This is a genomic window from Chamaesiphon sp. GL140_3_metabinner_50, assembly GCF_025361915.1.
Lineage (GTDB): Bacteria > Cyanobacteriota > Cyanobacteriia > Cyanobacteriales > Chamaesiphonaceae > Chamaesiphon.
Window position 1 is genome coordinate 1 of sequence record NZ_JANYJC010000340.1, and the last position, 2,345, is coordinate 2,345.

Genomic DNA, 2,345 nt, shown 5'->3' on the forward strand with positions numbered 1-2,345 from the left:
CCCAATCCTGAAGCCAAACCGGGTACGGCACCAGCAGCGACTACCGCAGCCGCAACGCCAGCAGTTCCAGCAGCTCCAGCAACGGGTGGCACCCCGGTCGCAACAGCAGCACTCCCGGCTGACGTACCAACAACTAAAATCGAGATTACCGGGACGGCTAAATCGTTTGAAGAAGTCAATAACTTTATGTTGACCCTCAAGCAATCGGCATTCTTTAATCCTGATGAGACTCAATTAGTCAATGCCGATTTAGGAGCAGTTACGCCGTTAGCTACCGCTCCGACTTTAGACGGTAAGGTTGCTACTGTCGAACCTATTAAGGTCAAAAAAATGGAACTACCGAGAGTAGTTAATTACAAAATCCAAACTTCGATTAAACGCGTCCCTGCCGCAGATTTAATCGGCGAATTAGAACGCAAAGGAGCTGTCGGCTTGGTAGCTCGACTAAAAAGCCTTCAACAACAGCAGGCAATTAAACCATGATGTTTAGTGTCAATTTAACAACTCCGATTAGAAGTCCTCAACAACAGCAGGCGATCGAACCATGACATATAGTAGCGATTTAATCGATAGCGATTTAGCAAATAATACTTCTTTTCTAGCACCGCCAGCTTACCCGTCGATCTTTGGGGTGACCTTTAGCCCCCTGGTTAGCGGCATGTGTTTAGCGGCTGTGGGTGCCGGAATCTCTGGATATATCTACGCCAGTTTTTTACAGCCACAACTTGCAAAAAATCAGGAGCTAGAAACCAAACTTTCCCAAACGCAAGAGCAAATTCAGATCCGCAAAGATAATACCCAAAAAATTGCGACTGCCCAACAAACTCTCGATCGCGCCAATGCTCAAACCCAAATTATTACCGGACTATTTGCCAGTGATAAAAAGTTAGATACATTACTGCTCGATCTAAATAAATTAGTCAATATCCGTCAAGGACAATTGCAAAAATTTGCACCAGAATTACCTGGAGTTGGCAGTAGTGGGAGTAGCGGTGCTGCACCCATCACTGATGGTTCGCTAGGTGCCGCCTTGAACAACAAAATTAAGCGCAAAAGCGTATCGATCGAAGTCAATGGCAACTTCGAGCAAATGCAATCGATCTTACGGACGATCGAAAGATTGGATCAATTGCTAATTGTTAAGGATTTTCGTGCGGATGTCGATAAGACAGCTCAGAAGATATTAGTAGATGCCAACGGAAAACTCGTTCCCCAACCAGAAGCTGTTATCAAAACCTCATTTAAAATTCAAGCTCTAATTCCCATGTCCCCTACAGAGCAAGTTGCTGCCACCCCACCAGCACCAGCACCGAAAAAATAATTAATTTCGGCAGCACACAGCTAACAGTTACCGCAAAATCTCACCAGATTTCTAGATTAATAAAGAGACTTACATACTTTATTAATCTTAACTAACCGCTAGCCAACATCAGATATACCCCGTCAATTAGTTCCTGGAATAGGAGATTTAAATAAAGTGAGCCAACGTAAACAGATTATTACGAGTATTTTCATGGGTAGCGCGGTTGCAGCACTATCTGTAACTAACGTCAATGCCGCACATCCAACTCCAGCTCAACAGCCAGAACCCAGCAGCAATCTAGTCGCTCAAACAGACCAAACTCAACAGCCACTGGTACCCAACCCCAGAGTCACGATCGAGAATACACCAACCAGTCCCCGTGCGATCGCGCCACCAGTTGGCGATATTAGCGTATCCAACCTCGATGCGGCGATTCCCCAAATCAATTTAGATTCTACCGCTCGGATTAATATGGTACTCAAAAATACGCCCGCACGGGAAGTATTAGAGTCCTTAGCTCGATCGGCTAATCTTAACTTAGCCTACGCTGACAGTGCCGCTAGTGCTGACGGTAAAGCCAAAATTACTGAGCCAAATGTTAGCATCAACCTCCGAAATGAGCCAGTCCAAAATGCGTTTAACTATGTTCTCCAACTCACTGGCTTAGAAGCCAATCGAGTTGGTAATACTATCTTTGTCGGCACTCGCTTACCTGATGCTGTTCAAGAAACAATCGTCCGTACAATGCGGATGAACCAAATATCAGCCGAATCTGCTGCCAGTTTTTTAGCAACTCAGGGTGCGGAAGCACGCTTGACTACCTTTACAGAAAGAGTTGAAACCGTAAGTTCTGGAGCCGTTGAACCTTCGAGTTCGGGCAGTGGTGGTAGTACTCTAGGTTCTGCCTCAAGATTTACGACTAGAACCCGTACTGCCAATGTAATACCTTTAACCGTAGACCTCACCAAAACTAATTCTCCAGTAGTTCTTAAAGGTTTAGCTGTTACAACAGATGAAAGATTAAATTCTGTTACATTAGTTG

The 2,345-nt window shown here is 45.0% G+C and carries 3 protein-coding genes; all 3 read left to right on the top strand.

Annotated features, from left to right (window positions below; genetic code table 11):
• A partial coding sequence (locus Q0R35_RS16800) for a PilN domain-containing protein (RefSeq protein ID WP_295621034.1) occupies window positions 1–483 on the top strand: 483 nt, incomplete at its 5' end.
• A 61-nt stretch (window positions 484–544) separates the two neighbouring features.
• Window positions 545–1,321, top strand: a complete 777-nt coding sequence (locus Q0R35_RS16805) for a pilus assembly protein (RefSeq protein ID WP_295621036.1) — start codon at window positions 545–547, stop codon at window positions 1,319–1,321.
• Window positions 1,322–1,477: 156 nt separating this feature from the next.
• On the top strand, window positions 1,478–2,345 hold an 868-nt coding region (locus tag Q0R35_RS16810), incomplete at its 3' end, for an STN domain-containing protein (protein ID WP_295621039.1).